At 67.8% G+C, this 15,322-nt stretch carries 15 protein-coding genes and 1 tRNA gene; 8 read left to right on the top strand and 8 right to left on the bottom strand.

The genetic code is table 11. The features are described 5' to 3' along the window. Positions 1-92 precede the first annotated feature (92 nt). From BST38_RS09315 to sp36, 3 genes are read right to left on the bottom strand one after another with little or no spacing between them, the layout of a single operon-like run. Positions 93-866 carry an MBL fold metallo-hydrolase gene (locus BST38_RS09315; protein WP_083142982.1) on the bottom strand — a complete coding sequence of 258 codons (774 nt, stop codon included), beginning with the start codon at positions 864-866 and terminating at the stop codon, positions 93-95. 1 nt (position 867) lies between these two features. Continuing rightward, a complete protein-coding gene (locus BST38_RS09310) occupies positions 868-1,326 on the bottom strand; it encodes a RidA family protein (RefSeq protein ID WP_083142981.1) in 459 nt (152 codons plus the stop codon). Continuing rightward, on the bottom strand, positions 1,323-1,484 hold the full coding sequence (gene sp36 / locus BST38_RS28970; RefSeq protein WP_104862631.1) for a Sp36 family protein: 162 nt from the start codon (positions 1,482-1,484) through the stop codon (positions 1,323-1,325). The genes BST38_RS09310 and sp36 overlap by 4 nt, the downstream gene beginning before the upstream one ends. A 48-nt stretch (positions 1,485-1,532) precedes the next feature. Between sp36 and bagA the strand changes: the two genes are divergently transcribed. Both bagA and bagB read left to right on the top strand, forming a co-directional pair. After that, positions 1,533-2,576, top strand: coding sequence for an ATPase BagA (gene bagA / locus BST38_RS09305; protein ID WP_083142980.1), 1,044 nt, complete (start codon positions 1,533-1,535; stop codon positions 2,574-2,576). A 13-nt stretch (positions 2,577-2,589) separates the two neighbouring features. Beyond that, positions 2,590-3,723 (top strand): ArsA family ATPase, encoded by a 1,134-nt coding sequence (bagB, locus tag BST38_RS09300; RefSeq protein WP_083142979.1) that lies wholly within the window; start codon positions 2,590-2,592, stop codon positions 3,721-3,723. A gap of 127 nt (positions 3,724-3,850) precedes the next feature. Here bagB and BST38_RS09295 read toward each other — a convergent pair whose 3' ends face one another. Then, positions 3,851-4,207 (bottom strand): WhiB family transcriptional regulator, encoded by a 357-nt coding sequence (locus BST38_RS09295; protein WP_083142978.1) that lies wholly within the window; start codon positions 4,205-4,207, stop codon positions 3,851-3,853. Positions 4,208-4,550: 343 nt separating this feature from the next. Between BST38_RS09295 and ponA2 the strand changes: the two genes are divergently transcribed. The 5 genes from ponA2 (at position 4,551) to BST38_RS09265 (ending at position 10,510) form a co-directional block, all read left to right on the top strand. Next, complete coding sequence (gene ponA2 / locus BST38_RS09290; RefSeq protein ID WP_083142977.1) at positions 4,551-7,013, top strand: transglycosylase/D,D-transpeptidase PonA2; 2,463 nt, start codon at positions 4,551-4,553, stop codon at positions 7,011-7,013. Between the two features lie 47 nt (positions 7,014-7,060). Beyond that, complete coding sequence (locus BST38_RS09285; protein WP_083142976.1) at positions 7,061-8,032, top strand: metallophosphoesterase; 972 nt, start codon at positions 7,061-7,063, stop codon at positions 8,030-8,032. Continuing rightward, the gene (gene cds1 / locus BST38_RS09280; protein WP_083142975.1) at positions 8,029-9,123 is read left to right on the top strand and encodes an L-cysteine desulfhydrase Cds1; all 1,095 of its coding nucleotides are present in this window, start codon (positions 8,029-8,031) and stop codon (positions 9,121-9,123) included. The genes BST38_RS09285 and cds1 overlap by 4 nt, the downstream gene beginning before the upstream one ends. A gap of 243 nt (positions 9,124-9,366) precedes the next feature. After that, positions 9,367-9,440: transfer RNA gene (locus BST38_RS09270), tRNA-Pro, on the top strand. 143 nt (positions 9,441-9,583) lie between these two features. After that, positions 9,584-10,510, top strand: a complete 927-nt coding sequence (locus tag BST38_RS09265; protein ID WP_083142973.1) for a phosphatase PAP2 family protein — start codon at positions 9,584-9,586, stop codon at positions 10,508-10,510. 3 nt (positions 10,511-10,513) lie between these two features. Here the strand turns inward: BST38_RS09265 and catC are convergent, their stop codons facing one another. The 4 genes from catC to BST38_RS09245 are packed head-to-tail and all read right to left on the bottom strand — an operon-like array spanning position 10,514 to position 13,701. After that, a complete protein-coding gene (gene catC / locus BST38_RS09260) occupies positions 10,514-10,798 on the bottom strand; it encodes a muconolactone Delta-isomerase (protein WP_083142972.1) in 285 nt (94 codons plus the stop codon). Between the two features lie 7 nt (positions 10,799-10,805). Beyond that, positions 10,806-11,672 carry a catechol 1,2-dioxygenase gene (catA, locus tag BST38_RS09255; protein WP_083142971.1) on the bottom strand — a complete coding sequence of 289 codons (867 nt, stop codon included), beginning with the start codon at positions 11,670-11,672 and terminating at the stop codon, positions 10,806-10,808. Further along, positions 11,669-12,793, bottom strand: coding sequence for a mandelate racemase/muconate lactonizing enzyme family protein (locus BST38_RS09250; protein ID WP_083142970.1), 1,125 nt, complete (start codon positions 12,791-12,793; stop codon positions 11,669-11,671). The genes catA and BST38_RS09250 overlap by 4 nt, the downstream gene beginning before the upstream one ends. Continuing rightward, on the bottom strand, positions 12,790-13,701 hold the full coding sequence (locus tag BST38_RS09245; protein ID WP_083142969.1) for a LysR substrate-binding domain-containing protein: 912 nt from the start codon (positions 13,699-13,701) through the stop codon (positions 12,790-12,792). Before BST38_RS09245 ends, BST38_RS09250 begins: the two co-directional genes overlap by 4 nt. Before the next feature lie 252 nt (positions 13,702-13,953). On the opposite strand from BST38_RS09245, the gene benA reads away from it, so the two are divergent. Further along, positions 13,954-15,321 carry a benzoate 1,2-dioxygenase large subunit gene (gene benA, locus BST38_RS09240; RefSeq protein ID WP_083142968.1) on the top strand — a complete coding sequence of 456 codons (1,368 nt, stop codon included), beginning with the start codon at positions 13,954-13,956 and terminating at the stop codon, positions 15,319-15,321. Position 15,322: the final 1 nt, after the last annotated feature.

Below are 15,322 nucleotides of genomic sequence, written 5' to 3'. Positions count from 1 at the left end.
GACCGACTACTGTCAGACCCGTCCACATTCGTTGCAGCCACCGCTTGAATCCAAGCGAGTAGACGCCTGCCGGAACGCAATTTCGGCGAGCCTCAGCTCCGCAGGTAGTCCAACTGGGCCTGCACCGACCACTCGGCCGCGTCCCACAGTTTCTCGTCGACGTCGGTGTAGACGTGCTCGACGACCTGACGTGCGGCGGCGTCCTCACCGAGATCGCGCAGCGCTCCCCGGACCTGCTCGAGCCGTTCCTCGCGATGGGCGAGGTACATGTCGCTGATGGCCACCAGGTCGTCGAGTTCGGGGCCGTGCCCCGGGAGCACCGTGCGGTGACCGATTCCGTGCAGCCGTCGCAGCGACTCCAGATAGTCACCGAGGCCGCCGTCCTCCTTGTCGATGACGGTGGTGCCGCGGCCGAGGATGGTGTCGGCGGTCAGCACCGCGTCGTCGAGCAGGAACGACACCGAGTCCGCGGTGTGCCCGGGCGTCGCCATCACGGTGATCTTCAGGCCGGCGGCGTCGATCACCTCACCGTCGACGAGCGGGCCGCCCAGGCCGCGCTGGAAACCGCTGCCGACCGACCGCACCACGGCGCCGGTCATGTCGACGAGACGGTCGATGCCGCCGGTGTGGTCGCTGTGACGGTGGCTGATCAGCACCAGCGGGATCGGGCCGAGCGCGGCGAGGCGCTCGATGTGCTCGTCCTTGTCATCGGGTCCCGGGTCGATGACGACCATCTCGTCGGTGCCGGGGCCACGCAGCACCCAGGTGTTGGTGCCGTCGAGGGTCATCAGCCCCGGGTTCTCACACAGCAGTACCGACGCCGTGTCGGTGACGGGCCGCAGTAGTCCGTAGGCCGGGTGCTCCATGTCAGGAGACCTCTACGATCACTTCCACTTCCACCGGCGCGTTGCGCGGCAACTCGGACACCCCGACCGCGGACCGGGCATGGGCACCGGCCTCGCCGAAGATCTCGCCGAACAGTTCCGAAGCGCCGTTGATCACGCCGGGCTGCCCGTCGAATCCGGGCGCCGACGCGACGAAGCCGACGACCTTGACGACCTTGACCACCGAATCGATTCTGGCCAGCGCATGCACGGCCGCCAGCGCGTTGAGCGCGCACTGCCGGGCCAGTTGCTTGGCGTCCTCGGGGCTCACGTCGGCACCGACCTTGCCGGTCGCCTGCAACTCACCGCCGCTGATCGGCAGCTGGCCCGCGGTGTAGACGAGGTTGCCGGTGCGCACCGCCGGGACATAGGCGGCCAGCGGCGCGACGGCCTGGGGCAACTCGATACCGAGCTCGGCGAGCCGCTCCGACCAGGCGCTCACTTGGCTCGCTTCAGGTAGGCGACGTGCTGCTCGCCGGTGGGCCCGGGCAGCACCGAGACCAGTTCCCAGCCGTCCTCACCCCACTGGTCGAGGATCTGCTTGGTGGCGTGCGTCAGCAGCGGGACGGTCGCGTACTCCCATTGGGTCCGTTCGGTCATGCGGCTGAGCTTATCCGCCGACCAACGGGCTATGGCTAGCATGCTTGAGTGGCTACCACATCTTCGGGGACAACGGACGGTCCCAAGCCGGTCGGATGGCCGTCGCGCCTGACCAAAGCCCGCCTGCATTTCGTGTCGGGCAAGGGCGGCACCGGCAAGTCGACGATCGCCGCGGCGCTGGCCTTGGCGCTGGCGGCCGGCGGGCGCAAGGTGCTGTTGGTGGAAGTGGAAGGCCGCCAAGGCATTGCACAACTCTTCGATGTGCCTCCGCTGCCCTACGAAGAGGTCAAGATCGCCACCGCCGATGGTGGGGGCCAGGTCAACGCGCTGGCGATCGACACCGAGGCGGCGTTCCTGGAATACCTCGACATGTTCTACAACCTGGGGCTGGCCGGCCGGGCGATGCGCCGGATCGGGGCCGTGGAGTTCGCGACGACGATCGCACCGGGTCTGCGCGATGTGCTGCTGACCGGAAAGATCAAGGAGATCGTCACCCGCAACGAGAAAGAGCAGCCACGCGGCAGGGGCACGGCGTACGACGCGGTGGTCGTCGACTCTCCCCCGACGGGCCGCATCGCGCGGTTCCTCGACGTCACGAAGGCGGTGTCGGACCTGGCCAAGGGCGGGCCGGTGCACTCGCAGGCCGACGGTGTGGTCAAACTGCTGCACTCCGACCTGACGGCGATCCATCTGGTCACGTTGTTGGAGGCGCTGCCGATCCAGGAGACGCTGGAGGCGATCGACGAGCTGCGGGAGATGGGTCTGCCGATCGGCAGCGTGATCGTCAACCGCAACATCCCGTCGTATCTGGCCCCGGACGACCTCGCCAAGGCCGCCGACGGGGTCATCGACGCCGACGCGGTCCGGGCCGGTCTGGAGCGCGCCGGAATCACGTTGTCCGACAGTGACTTCGCCGGCCTACTGACCGAGACGATCCAGCACGCGACCCGGATCAGGGCGCGCACCGAGAGCGCCGAGCAGCTGGCCGCGCTCGACGTGGCGCGCCTCGACCTGCCCACGCTGCCCGACGGTGTCGACCTCGGCAGCCTGTACGAACTCGCAGACGAGCTCGCCCACCAGGGCGTGCGGTGAGCGGAGGAACAGCATGAGCGCGAACCCACCAGCCCTGGACATGGCCTCGATCCTTCGCGACACCTCCAACCGCGTGGTGGTGTGTTGCGGGGCGGGCGGTGTCGGCAAGACGACCACGGCCGCGGCGATGGCGCTGCGGGCCGCCGAATACGGGCGCACCGTGGTGGTGTTGACCATCGACCCGGCCAAACGGCTCGCGCAGGCGCTGGGCATCCGCGATCTGGGCAACACCCCGCAGCGGGTGCCGTTGGCGCCCGAGGTGACCGGTCAGCTGCACGCGATGATGCTCGACATGCGGCGCACCTTCGACGAGATGGTGATCCAGTACTCGGGCCCCGGAAGCGCGGACGCGATTCTGGACAACCAGTTCTACCAAACCGTCGCCACCTCACTCGCCGGCACGCAGGAGTACATGGCGATGGAGAAGCTGGGACAGCTTCTGGCAGAAGACAAGTGGGATCTGATCGTGGTGGACACCCCACCGTCGCGCAATGCGCTGGACTTCCTGGATGCGCCGAAACGACTGGGCAGCTTCATGGACAGCCGGCTGTGGCGGATGCTGCTTGCCCCGGGGCGGGGCCTCGGCCGATTCGTCACCGGCGCGGTGGGCCTGGCGATGAAGGGCATGTCCACCATCCTCGGTTCCCAGATGCTTGCCGACGCAGCAGGGTTCGTGCAGTCCTTGGACGCGACGTTCGGCGGCTTCCGCGAGAAGGCCGACCGCACCTACGATCTGCTGAAGCGGCGCGGAACCCAGTTCGTGGTGGTGTCGGCGGCCGAACCCGATGCGTTGCGGGAGGCGACGTTTTTCGTCGACCGGCTCTCGTCGGAGCGCATGCCGCTGGCCGGGCTGATCCTCAACCGCACTCATCCGACTCTGTGCGAGCTGCACGCCGACAAGGCCGCCGAAGCCGCCGACGAACTGGAGAAATCCGACCCGGATTCGGTCGCGGTGGCGGCGCTGCGCATCCACGCGGCCCGCGCGCTGACCGCCAAGCGGGAGGTGCGGCTGCTGTCGCGGTTCACCGGCGCCAATCCGCACGTCGCGTTGGTCGGCGTGCCGTCGCTCCCGTTCGACGTGTCCGATCTGGATGCGCTGCGCGCGATCGCCGATCAGATCACGGGTGAGGCGACGCCCGCGGCGTAGCCGCGGATCATGCCCGAACAGTCGTATGGCCGCGCCCTCCGGCGCGGCCATACGAATCGGGATGTGAATTTGTTCGGCAGTGGGCCGATCCGCAACTCAGGCCATCGCGGTTCGGCCGGCTGTCGACTTAGCCAGCAGTGCGGTGCTTGCGCTGCGCGGCAAAAAAGTCAGCCCACGAATCAACTTCTGGATGCTGCTTCAGAAGTGCCCGCCGCTGACGCTCGGTCATACCTCCCCAGACACCGAACTCGACGCGGTTGTCCAATGCGTCGGCGCCGCACTCGGCGATCACCGGGCAGTGACGGCAGATCACTGCCGCCTTGCGCTGTGCGGCCCCCCGGACGAACAGCTCGTCCGGATCGGTCTGACGGCACCGCGCCTGCGAGACCCATGCGATCCGGGCCTCGGCCTCCTTGCCGTGCACGACGACGGAAGCAGATGGATTGGCGGTGGTATGACGAGCCGCGGGCTTGGTTGTTGACACCAGCGATTCCCCTATCGTTCTGGCCGCGCCCCGACAACGCAGACGATTATTAACCCTTGCGTCGAAAGCTTGTGCGATCTACGCCACATTGCGACTACCTGGTGTGACCTGCATCGCACTGTGCGCTCAATTTAGGTGGTCAAAGGCGTTCTGCGCAATACGTCTGTGACCACTTTTTTGGGACGCCCGTGCAGTCCGGCGCGTAGAGTGCGCCCGCACACTCGCCCGGTTCGTGCACAAGTGCTTGTCAGCGGCGTTTGGCGGACCCCTGACAGGTACCTGCCGAAGGTCGTCGTGGCTGCTCGAGGGATGCGACGCTCTCACTCGTCGCTACTCTGTACGCATGCCGGAGCAGCCCCCGACACAACCGCCGCGTGCGGTGACGGTCATCAAGCTCGGCTGGTGCGTCGTGCTGGCGAGCGTGATCGTCGCCGCATTGATGTTTCCGGTCGTCGGCGGATTCGGTTTGGTGTCGAACCGGGCCTCCGATGTGGTGGCCAACGGGTCGGCCCAGTTGGTGGAGGGCGAGGTCCCTCAGGTCTCCACGATGACCGACTCGAAGGGCAACGTGATCGCCTGGCTCTACAGCCAGCGCCGGTTCGAGGTTCCGAGCGATCAGATCGCCAACACGATGAAACTGGCGATCGTGTCCATCGAGGACAAAAGGTTTGCCGATCACAACGGTGTGGACTGGCAGGGCACGCTGACCGGCTTGTCCGGATACCTGTCGGGGAACCTCGACACCCGCGGCGGATCGACCATCGAGCAGCAGTACGTCAAGAACTACCAGCTGCTGGTGATCGCGCAGACCGACGCCGAGAAGCGCGCCGCGATCGAGACCACACCGGCGCGCAAGCTGCGCGAGATCCGGATGGCGCTGACGCTGGACAAGACGTTCACCAAGCCCGAGATCCTGACGCGCTACCTGAACCTGGTGTCCTTCGGTAACGGCGCGTTCGGTGTGCAGGACGCCGCGCAGACCTACTTCGGGATCAACGCCACCGACCTGAACTGGCAGCAGGCCGCGCTGCTGGCGGGCATGGTCCAGTCGACGAGCGCGCTGAACCCGTACACCAACCCCGACGGCGCACTGGCGCGGCGCAACGTCGTGCTCGACACGATGATCGAGAACCTGCCGGAGTACGCCGACGAGCTGCGGGCCGCCCGCGCGGAGCCGCTGGGCATCCTGCCGCAACCCAAGGAACTGCCGCGCGGCTGCATCGCCGCCGGTGACCGCGCCTTCTTCTGCGACTACGCGCTCGACTACCTGGCCCGCGCCGGGATCAGCAAGGACCAGGTCGCCAAGGGCGGCTACATGATCAAGACGACCCTGGACCCCGATGTGCAGGCCTCGGTCAAGAACGCGATCACCCAGTTCGCGAGCCCCGACCTGCCCGGTGTCGCGAGCGTGATGAGCGTCGTTGCGCCCGGCAAGGAATCGCACCCGGTGCTCGCGATGGCCAGCAACCGCACCTACGGCCTGAACCTCGACGCCGGCGAGACGATGCAGCCACAGCCGTTCTCCCTGGTCGGCAACGGTGCCGGTTCGGTGTTCAAGATCTTCACCACCGCCGCGGCGATGGAGATGGGCATGGGCATCAACGCCCAGCTCGACTCGCCGTCGCGGTTCGAGGCCAAGGGCCTGGGCAGCGGCGGTGCCCGCGGCTGCCCGCCGGCGACGTGGTGCGTGCAGAACGCGGGCAACTATCGCGGCACGATGAGCGTCACCGACGCGCTGGCCACGTCCCCGAACACCGCGTTCGCGAAGCTGATCGCGCAGGTCGGCGTCCAGCGGGCGGTCGACATGGCCGTGCGCCTGGGGCTGCGCTCCTACGCGCTGCCGGGCACCGCGCGCGACTATGACCCCGAGAGCAACGAGAGTCTCGCCGATTTCGTCAAGCGGCAGAACATCGGCTCGTTCACCCTCGGTCCGATCGAGGTGAACGCGCTGGAGCTGTCCAACGTCGGCGCGACGCTGGCCTCCGGCGGCGTGTGGTGCCCGCCGAATCCGATCGCCGAGGTGCACGACCGCTACGGCGAGCCGGTGTCGGTCACCACCGAGACCTGTGAGCAGGTGGTCCCCGAGGGCCTGGCCAACACCCTGTCCAACGCGATGAGCAAGGACGACACGGGTGCCGGCACCGCGGCCGGTGCCGCCGGGTCGGTCGGCTGGGATCTGCCGATGTCGGGCAAGACCGGGACCACCGAGTCCAACCGGTCCTCGGCGTTCCTGGGCTTCACCAACCGCTACGCCGCCGCCAGCTATATCTACGACGACTCCACCGCGCCGACCGAGCTGTGTTCGTTCCCGCTGCGCCAGTGCGGTTCCGGGAACCTGTTCGGCGGCAACGAGCCGGCCCGGACGTGGTTCACCGCGATGAAGCCGATCGCCACCGCGTTCGGCGACGTGACGCTGCCTCCGACCGATCCGAGGTATGTGGACGGTGCGCCCGGATCGAAGGTGCCGACCGTGGCGGGGATGAGCCAGGACGCCGCCCGGGCACGCCTGCGTGAGGCCGGCTTCCAGGTCGCCGACCAGGCGACGCCGGTGAACAGTTCCTCGCCGTACGGCGCGGTCGTGGGCACGGCGCCCAGCGGCCAGACGGTGCCCGGCTCGATCATCACGATCCAGATCTCCAACGGCATCGCGCCGGCGCCCCCGCCACCCCCGCCCGGCGGACCGCCGGGCGGACCACCGGCTCCGGTGGGCCAGACCGTCATCGAGATACCGGGTCTGCCGCCGATCACCGTGCCCGTACTCGGCCCCCCTCCGCCGCCCGCACCACCACCGCCGCCGCCCGGCTGATCCCCGACGACCGGTGACTGCCAGGACGGGGCAGTAAACTGGCCGGCATGTCTGCACGTTCCGGGGGCCCCGCCGCCATCCTCAAGACCACCGCCGCCGCGTCGGTGGGAACGCTCGTGGCGGGCATCGGGTACGCATCGCTGATCGAGCGCAACGCGTTCGTCGTCCGCGAGGCCACGATGCCGGTGCTCACGCCGGGGTCCTCGCCGCTGAAGGTGTTGCACCTCAGCGACATCCACATGCGCCCGCAGCAGCGGCGCAAGCAGGCGTGGCTGCGCGACCTCGCGCGCTGGGAGCCGGACTTCGTCGTCAACACCGGGGACAACCTGTCGCACCCCAAGGCGGTGCCGTCGGTCGTGCAGGCGCTCGGGGACCTGTTGTCGGTGCCCGGCGTCTTCGTGTTCGGCAGCAACGACTACTTCGCGCCGAAGTTGAAGAACCCGGCCAACTACCTGACCAAACCCAACAGCCGTATTCACGGTGAGCCGTTGCCGTGGCAGGACCTGCGGGCGGCGTTCACCGAGCGCGGCTGGCTGGACATGACGCACACCCGCCGCGAGTTCGAGGTCAACGGCCTGCACATCGCGGCCGCGGGGGTTGACGACCCGCATCTCAAACGCGACCGCTACGACGCGATCGCCGGGCCCGCGAACCCGGCCGCGAACCTGACGCTGGGGTTGACGCACTCCCCCGAGCCGCGCGTGCTGGACCGGTTCGCCGCCGACGGCTATCAGCTGGTGATGGCCGGTCACACCCACGGCGGCCAGCTGTGCGTGCCGTTCTACGGCGCGATCGTGACCAACTGCGAGCTCGACCGGTCCAGGGCCAAGGGTCCGTCGCGGTGGGGTGCACGCACCCAGTTGCACGTGTCGGCCGGTATCGGTACGTCGCCGTATGCGCCGCTGCGGTTCTGCTGCCGGCCCGAGGCCACGTTGCTGACGCTGGTCGCGGCGCCGACCGGGGGCTCCGGCGTCGGGTCGGGCGCCGGGTTGTCGCATCCGGCCGTCTCGGCGCGGTGAGCCCGTCGGGTCGATGTCGCCAGTCCCGGGCGTGGGTGGACAACGCGGTCCGGTTGATCGAGGCCGACGCACGGCGCAGCGCTGACACGCACCTGCTGCGGTATCCGCTGCCGTCGCGCTGGGCAGGCGACGTCGACGTCGCGCTGTATCTGAAGGACGAGACCACCCACATCACCGGCAGTCTCAAGCACCGGCTGGCGCGCTCGCTGTTCCTGTACTCGCTGTGCAACGGCTGGATCGGCGAGGACACCACGGTGATCGAGGCGTCGTCGGGCTCGACGGCGGTGTCGGAGGCCTACTTCGCGGCGATGCTGGGGCTGCCGTTCATCGCGGTGATGCCGGCGTCGACGAGCGCGGCGAAGATCGCGTTGATCGAATCTCAGGGCGGGCGTTGCCATTTCGTCTCGGAATCGGCGGAGGTCTACGCCGAGGCGCAACGGTTGGCCGAGCAGACCAACGGGCATTACCTCGATCAGTTCACCAACGCCGAGAGAGCCACGGACTGGCGTGGCAACAACAACATCGCCGAGTCGATCTTCCAGCAGCTCGGCGAGGAGACCCATCCGGTCCCGGAATGGATCGTCGTGGGCGCGGGCACGGGTGGGACGAGCGCGACGATCGGGCGGTACATCCGGTACCGGCGGTACCCGACCCGGCTGTGTGTGGTCGATCCGGAGAACTCGGCGTTCTTCCCGTCGTATGAGCAGGGTGCGGACGTGGTGACGGGTGCGTCGTCGCGAATCGAGGGCATCGGGCGCCCCCGGGTGGAGCCGTCGTTCGTGCCCGGGGTGGTGGACCGGATGATCAGCGTCCCGGACAGCGGTTCGGTGGCCGTCGCGCACCACGTGGGCCGGGTGCTGGGCCGGCGGGTGGGTCCGTCGACCGGGACCAATATGTGGGGTGCGTTCAAGCTACTGGCGGAGATGATCGAGAACGGCTGTAGCGGGTCGGTGGTGACGTTGCTCGCCGACAGCGGTGACCGCTACGACGACACCTACTTCTGCGACGAGTGGCTGACCAGCCACGGCATGGAGCCGTCCGAGTCCGCCGCGTCGTTGGCGGAGTTCGAGCGGTCGGGCCGCTGGTCCTGATCCTTGGGCCGCCGGGTTAGCGGAACATCCGAGGTCAGGAACAGCCAGAGCGCTGCCAGTAGGAAGAATCCCAGGTAAATCGATGCGCCCAAGCCAGTCATGTCACGCCCCGTTCCGGTCGAATTCTTTTCTCAGTGTGCATAACGCCACCGACGCCTCTGTTCCTTCCCACGGTGTGTCGTAAACAGATCGGGCCGTTTGGCTTCAAGGGCATGGCGTGCGATACGCTGTCGTGGCTTCACTCGGGGTGTGGCGCAGCTTGGTAGCGTGCTTCGTTCGGGACGAAGAGGTCGTGGGTTCGAATCCCGCCACCCCGACTCGTGTGAACAGCGAAAAGGCCCTGACCGTTCTGGTCGGGGCCTTTTTGCTGTCCGCGCTAGTGTCGACGTGAGGACGACGTGAACGGGGGGATCTCATCGCCGCGGCCCGCCAATCGTGAAACTGAGCGGACGGGAGGCCGGTGACGCGGTCACGGAAGCTGGTGGTGGTTGCCGGTGATCGGCGATTGCGGGGAGCCCGATTCAAGTGGGCGGCGGTCCTGGTGTTCGCCCTGCTGTTCGGCGCTGCGGTGTACCTGCTGGCGGTGCGCACCACGACTGGACAACGACTCGAGGACGCGGCCCTGCGCGGTTCCGATCAGGTCGACCCCGAACTGCATCGGGTCGCGTTGGAGGCGTTCCACACGATCTCGGTGACGTCGCAACTTGGTGCCGCGTTCGTCGTCGCGCTGATCGGGTTGCTCCGCAGGCAGGTCTTGCTGGCCGTCGCGGGAGTGGGCGTCATCCTCGGCGGGCAGGCCGTCACTCAGGTGTTGAAGTATCACCTCCTGACCCGTCCCGACCTTGCCGCGACGGACGGCGGCTTCGCCGATAACACGCTGCCGAGTGGGCACACCACGGCCGCGATGTGCCTTCTCTTCGCGACGCTGATCGTGATGCCGTATCGCTTCCGCGGTGTGGCGATGTTCGTCACGCTCACCTGGGCGGTGGGCATCGGCGCCTACACCGTCATCATCGGCGCGCACCGACTGTCTGACACGCTGGCCGCCAATGCCGTCGCCCTGGTCGTGGCGTCCACCGCGTCCCTGCTACTGGCGCGGACCGGCCGGATCCGGGCGGTGGTGTCGCCGGAACCCCACCGCTACACGTTACGGACGATCTTCGTCGTCCTTGTCGGCGTTGTCGGGGCGGCCAGCCTCGCCCTCGGTGTGGTCCAGACGGTGCTCGCCGCGTCTGCGCACCTGAACGACGAGCCGACGGCGTGGCGGCTGTTCCTCAGTTCGCAGTGGTTGGCCGCAGCCGGCTCAATCGCCGCAGCACTGTTGTTCTGGTGGACGTGGTATCGGTTGGAGACCAAACGACGCCACGATCCTGTAAGCAGCCGCTGACCCCTAGCCCGCCTTCACGTCCGACGGATGCACCGCCAGCGGGGTGACGTGGATCTTCATGTACGGGAACAGCGGCAGACCGGAAAGGATCTGGTGCAGTTCGTCATTGGAGTCGACATCGAAGATCGAATAGTTCGCGTACTCGCCGACGATGCGCCAGATGTGGGGCCACTTGCCGTCACGCTGCAGCTGCTGGGAGTACTCCTTCTCCCGGTGCACCGTCTGCGCCCGCACCTGCGGATCCATGTCCGGCGGGATCGCGACGTCCATGCGTACGTGGAAGAGCATCAGCCGGTCACGCCTTCACCGGGTCGAGGACGAAGTTGTAGCCGACCCGGTGCGTGCCGTCGGCCTGCTCACGCGGCGCCAGGATCAGTTCGTCCTTGACCGCCCCGGCGATGTCGTCCTCGTTGTGCGGATCACCGGGAAAGTAGAGCTGCGCGGTCAGCAGTTCGTGGCCGGGCGCGGACACCTTCACGTGCAGATGGGCGGGACGCCACGCATGCCAGCCGGCCGCCGCGATGAGCTTGCCGCAGGATCCGTCGGTCGGGATCTGATACGGCGCGGGACGGATCGTGGTGATCTCGAACGCGCCGTCGGGGCCGGTGCTGAAGGATCCGCGCAGATTCCACTCCGGCAGGTTCGGGGCGAACTGCGAGTAGAAGCCGTCGGCGTCGGCGTGCCAGAGTTCGACCTTGCCCTGCAGCGGCGATCCGTCGGTGCTGGTGATGACGCCGTCCCACACCAGTGGGGTGCCCTGCTCACCGTCGCGCATCGGAATGGTGCCGCGCGCACCGCATTCGGGTGAATTCGGCACGTAGTAGGGACCCTCGATGGTGCCCTTGTTGCCCTCGCGGTGGTCGGTCGCCACATCTTCGACGACGTGCTCGACCCAGACGTCGAGGAACAGCGGCCATTCCCCGTCGGCGCCGACGTTGATCAGCCACGCCTTGAGTGCGTTGTACTCGTCGTAGGTGACGCGGTGGCGGCGGATGGTGTCGTGCACCGCCGAGAGCACTTCGCGGGCAAGCAGATCGACGCGCTCCTTCGGGGTGTCGCGCACCGCGTCGAACGGCGACTTGTCGGTCTGGAAGCGTTCGGTGGCCGAGGCGCCGGAGGCTGCGGCCGATGCGGTGTCGATCGGGCTCTCGATGGTGGTCATGGCTGGTCCTTCTGGTTCTGGTGATCGGTGCGGTAGTGGTCGAGCTTGTCCGGGTCGATCTCGATTCCGAGGCCGGGTCCCGGGGGTACGTGGAGTAATCCGTCGCGGATGCACAGCGGGCTGGTGAGCAGGTCATCGGACATGTCCAGGAAGTTCGACAGCTCCCCGGCCCGCCTCGAGGTCAGCTCGAACGCGGCGCCGAACGCCACCGCACAGGCGGTACCGAGTTGGCCGTCGATCTGATTGCCCATCACGATCTCCAGGCCGAGTCCCTCGGCGAGGTGGTGGACGCGCCGGGATCCGGTGAAGCCGGTGCGGGCGGTCTTGATGCTGATCGCGGTGGCCGATCCGCCGAGTACCTCGCGGGTCACGTCGGCGGGCGTGGGCACGGATTCGTCGGCGATGAACGGGATGTCGGTGTGTTGGACCAGCCATCGCCGGCCCAGAACGTCGTCGGCGGGGCACAATTCCTCGGCGAAGATCAGGTCGAGGTCGGCCATCTCCTTGAGCGCGCGCAGCGATTCCGACGCCGTCCAGCCGCGGTTGCCGTCGACGTAGAGGTCCACGGTGTCGCCGAAGCGTTCCCGCAGCGCGCGGACCACCGCGGTGTCCAGCGTGACGGGGCGGCGGCCCACCTTCACCTTGAACGTCGAGATCCCGTACTCGGCCTGGATGCGTTCGGCCTCGGCGACCATCTTGTCCGGGGTGTCGAAGCCGAGCATGTGGCTGACGCGCATGTGGTCGCCGTAGCCGCCGAGCATCGCGCTGACCGACAGGTCGAGGCTGCGTCCCAGCGCATCCCAGATCGCCATGTCCACAGCGGCTTTCGCGGTCGGGTTGCCGACCGTGCGCGCCAGCCGTGAGGCCACCACTTCCCGTTCGGTCAGTGTCAGGCCGACGATCTGCGGGGCGAAGATCTGCCGGATCACCGCGAGGATGCCGTCCTGGGTCTCGCCGTAGGTGAACGGCCGCGGCGGCGCCTCGGCCACCCCCACGACACCTTCGTCGGTGTGCACCCGCACCAGCACGTGCTCGGCGGTGCGGACCTCTCCCGAGGCGAACTTCAGCGGCTTGAGGTAAGGGATCGCGAACGGGATCGCCTCGACGGCAGTGATTTTCACGGTTGCTCCTGAAATGCGGAATGGTCGAGGGGGCTCAGTGCCCCGGCGAGCACGGCGACGACGGCATCGACCACCGGGTTGTCGGCGCCGTCGCGCCAGGCCAGTGCCAGGTCGACGGTTCCGCCGTCGACGAGATCCCGGAACACGACGCCGCGCAACGGCAGTGCGCGCACCGATGCCGGGACGACGGATACGCCGAGGCCGGCGGCGACGAGGGCGAGCAGCACAGCGGTCCCCGGGGCACTGTGTTCACGGTGCGGCACGAAGCCGGCCGTGCGGCAACTGCGCGTCACCGCGTCGTTGACGGCCGAATCCTGCGCGGAGTAGCCGATGAACGGCTCGCTGCGCAGATCGGCCAGCGACACCACCGGTTCGGCGGCCAGGCGGTGGTCGGCGGAGAGCGCGAGGATCAACGGCTCCGCGTCGATGGTGCGCGTTGCCACGTCGCCGCCGACCGCCGGTGGACGCAGCACACCGAGGTCGAGCGCGCCGGTGCGCAGCCCCTCGCACTGGGTCGGGGTCAGCAGGTCGGCGTGGATGTCGAGGGCGACGGCCGGCAGCTCCTGCCGCACAATCCGGGCGATCCTCGGCAGGTGTGAGAACGCCGCGGTCCCGGTCAGGCCGAGCCGCAGCAGGCCGCTGCGGCCGGCGGCGATGCGGCGCACCCCTCGTTGCGCCGCATCGACACCGTCGAGGATCCGGGTGGCCTCCGCCCGCAGGAACTCCCCTGCCGGGGTCAACGCCACGTGCCGGGTGGTCCGGGTGAACAAGGTCGCGTCCACCGAGTTCTCCAGTTGCCGGATGGCATATGACAGCGCAGGCTGCGCGATGTGCAGTTGCTCGGCGGCCTGCCCGAAATGGCAGGTGTCGGCCACCGCCAGGAAGTAGCGCAGGTGACGCAGTTCCATCGGTGACTCCTTGTTCTCCCGTCGGCCGGGCGGTGTGGCCGGGGTCCTCGGACGGTCGCTCTGTGACCGTCGACACCCTCGACGGTAGACCCGCCATCCATACATCACAAAGACCTGATTTGGCGCTTTTGAGCGACTTTCTTTATCAATTGCCGCCCAGGTCAGGACTAGGCATAGCCCTAGTGTGACGACCGCCACTCACTGCCAGTGTGCAGGTAGACATCACTTTCACGGACTCGCGGAGGCTCCCTGATGACGACCACGGCATCGACCGAACCCAGGACACATGTGGCGGCGGTCCTCGCCGACGCGGTCATCGACGACCCGGAGGCCGGCGTGTTCCGCGCCAACCGGCGCATCTTCACCGACGAGGAGATCTTCGAACTCGAGATGAAGCACATCTTCGAGGGCAACTGGGTCTACCTGGCGCACGAGAGTCAGGTCGCCAATCCCGGCGACTACTTCACCACCTTCATCGGGCGTCAGCCCGTGGTGATCACCCGCTCCAAGGACGGCAGCCTGAACTGTCTGATCAACGCGTGCGCGCACCGCGGCGCGATGATCTGCCGGCGCAAGACCGACAACCGGATGACACTGACGTGCCCGTTCCACGGCTGGACGTTCCGCAACGACGGCGCGCTGCTGAAGGTGAAGGACCCCGACGGCGCCGGGTACCCGGAGGCGTTCAACGTCGACGGCTCGCACAACATGACCCGCGTCGCCCGCTTCGAGAGCTACCGCGGTTTCCTGTTCGGCAGCCTCAACCCCGACGTGGTCGGCTTGACCGACCATCTCGGCGACGCGACCAAGGTCATCGACATGCTCGTCGACCAGTCCCCCGACGGACTGGAGGTGCTGCGCGGATCCTCCACCTACACCTACGACGGCAACTGGAAAGTCCAGGCGGAGAACGGCGCCGACGGATATCACGTCACCGCGACGCACTGGAACTATGCGGCGACCACCAGCCGCCGCGGCACCGGCGAGTCCAAGAACGAGACCAAGGCCCTCGACGCCGGCGGGTGGGGCAAGTCAGGTGGCGGGTACTGGTCGTTCCCGCACGGTCATCTGTGCCTGTGGACGTGGGCGGCCAACCCGCAGGACCGGCCACTGTGGGACAAGCTCGACGACCTCAAGGCCACCCATGGCGACGCCAAGGGCGAGTTCATGGTCAAGGGGTCGCGCAACCTGTGCGTCTACCCGAATGTGTATGTGATGGACCAGTTCTCGACACAGATCCGGCACTTCCGCCCGATCGCGCCGGACCGGACCGAGGTGACCATCTACTGCATCGCCCCCAAGGGCGAGAGCGCACAGGCCCGCGCCAACCGCATCCGGCAGTACGAGGACTTCTTCAACGCCTCCGGCATGGCCACCCCCGACGACCTCGAGGAGTTCCGGTCCTGCCAGCTCACCTTCCGCGCCGAGGCGGCACCGTGGAACGACATGAGCCGCGGCGCCCAGCACTGGCTCGACGGCCCCGACGACGTCGCGCGTTCGCTCGGGCTCGACAACGTGATCTCGTCCGGCGTCAAGAACGAAGACGAAGGCCTCTACCCGGTGCAGCACGGCTACTGGCTGGAAACGATGCGCGCCGCGGCGCAGAAGGATGTTCACTGAC

This window comes from Mycolicibacterium parafortuitum (assembly GCF_002086815.1).
Classification (GTDB): Bacteria; Actinomycetota; Actinomycetes; order Mycobacteriales; family Mycobacteriaceae; genus Mycobacterium; species Mycobacterium parafortuitum.
This window is presented reverse-complemented; position numbering and strand designations above follow the sequence as displayed.

Excerpts from the sequence above, each read along its gene's own strand:
- BST38_RS09315 (WP_083142982.1), bottom strand. The coding sequence starts at position 866 with ATGGAGCACCCGGCCTACGGACTACTGCGGCCCGTCACCGACACGGCG.
- sp36 (WP_104862631.1), bottom strand. The coding sequence starts at position 1,484 with ATGACCGAACGGACCCAATGGGAGTACGCGACCGTCCCGCTGCTGACG.
- bagB (WP_083142979.1), top strand. The coding sequence starts at position 2,590 with ATGAGCGCGAACCCACCAGCCCTGGACATGGCCTCGATCCTTCGCGAC.
- ponA2 (WP_083142977.1), top strand. The coding sequence starts at position 4,551 with ATGCCGGAGCAGCCCCCGACACAACCGCCGCGTGCGGTGACGGTCATC.
- BST38_RS09285 (WP_083142976.1), top strand. The coding sequence starts at position 7,061 with ATGTCTGCACGTTCCGGGGGCCCCGCCGCCATCCTCAAGACCACCGCC.
- catC (WP_083142972.1), bottom strand. The coding sequence starts at position 10,798 with ATGCTCTTCCACGTACGCATGGACGTCGCGATCCCGCCGGACATGGAT.
- catA (WP_083142971.1), bottom strand. The coding sequence starts at position 11,672 with ATGACCACCATCGAGAGCCCGATCGACACCGCATCGGCCGCAGCCTCC.
- BST38_RS09245 (WP_083142969.1), bottom strand. The coding sequence starts at position 13,701 with ATGGAACTGCGTCACCTGCGCTACTTCCTGGCGGTGGCCGACACCTGC.
- benA (WP_083142968.1), top strand. The coding sequence starts at position 13,954 with ATGACGACCACGGCATCGACCGAACCCAGGACACATGTGGCGGCGGTC.